General features: G+C 59.1%; 1 protein-coding gene. It reads left to right on the top strand.

Going from position 1 to position 1,054, the window contains the following annotated elements:
- Positions 1-61 precede the first annotated feature (61 nt).
- A complete protein-coding gene (locus EXE47_RS18235) occupies positions 62-1,030 on the top strand; it encodes an IS1595 family transposase (protein ID WP_094579980.1) in 969 nt (322 codons plus the stop codon).
- The last annotated feature ends 24 nt before the right edge of the window (positions 1,031-1,054 follow it).

Below are 1,054 nucleotides of genomic sequence, written 5' to 3'. Positions count from 1 at the left end.
CGCTCTTCAGTAGACTGGCGGAACCAGGAGCATTAGTGCCTCTGGCCCGGCAAAAACGGGTATGTATGAAGACCGTCCTGCCTTCGGCCAGAGGCTATCAGAACTTGCGGAACTTGGGGTAATAGAATTTCGGGCCGAGCCGCTCGACGCCATCGTCGAGCGGCGTCTCAAGACGATCTGGGAAGAACGCTCCTGTCCACACTGCGGCGCAGACAACCTCCACGCTCTCAACGGCTCTGACCGCATCTGGTGTGGCCGCTGTGACTGGAAAACCACGTACACGCGAGGGACACCCTTCTACGATTCGGAACTCACCCCAGGTGAGTTCCTCATCGCCTTCATCCTCTACGCTGATACACTCCTCAGCATTACCCAAATCGCTGAACTCCTCTCACCGTGTTACACGACGCTTCACGACCAGCTCAGAGAGTTTGAAACCGCGTTCTGTCGGGGATTTCCGACTGTCTGGGAGCGCATCTCCCAGACAGTCGATGGGCCAACACAGGTCGATGAAACACAGCAGGTGTGTTCGGGCTTCAAAGGCCAAGATCCGCCGCGGAAGGGACTCAACCGCGGCGGGTCGCCCGAGGGTGGACGTACCCGCTGGACAGGGAATCAGGGTGACGAACTGACGCTCGTCGCGGCGTGCCGCGACGTGCTTCGCGTGGTCTCAGCTCAGGAAGGAAGCGACTATGAAGATGACCTTGGGCCAGTTATCGAGGAAGCAGACGACCTCTCCCAGCCGCTGGGAGAGGTCTGGACCGATGGACTGCCAGCTTACCGAGGCATGGAGCACGATCACCAATACGTTGTCCACGACGAGAGGTACGTCTCCGACAAAGGCGTCCACACGAACCAGGTAGAGTGTCTCTGGTCACTGCTCCAACCGTGGTTGGCGAAGTTCCGCGGCCTGTCCAAGCAGGGCTTGGAACAGGCCGCTCGGACCTACGGCTTCCTCCGGTCACTGAACCTTACTGGGGCACCGATCCACAGTCTCGTGGACTGTATCGCTGTCAATGTATTCCGCTAGTTCCGCCAGTCTACCGAAGAGCGT

This window comes from Halorubrum sp. GN12_10-3_MGM (assembly GCF_005435235.1).
GTDB lineage: Archaea > Halobacteriota > Halobacteria > Halobacteriales > Haloferacaceae > Halorubrum > Halorubrum ezzemoulense.
Note: the sequence above shows the minus strand (reverse complement) of the source record. Positions and strands in the feature narration are given on the sequence as shown.

Bases quoted from the DNA above. Each gene is read 5' to 3' on its own strand.
- EXE47_RS18235 (WP_094579980.1), top strand. From the start codon at position 62: ATGTATGAAGACCGTCCTGCCTTCGGCCAGAGGCTATCAGAACTTGCG.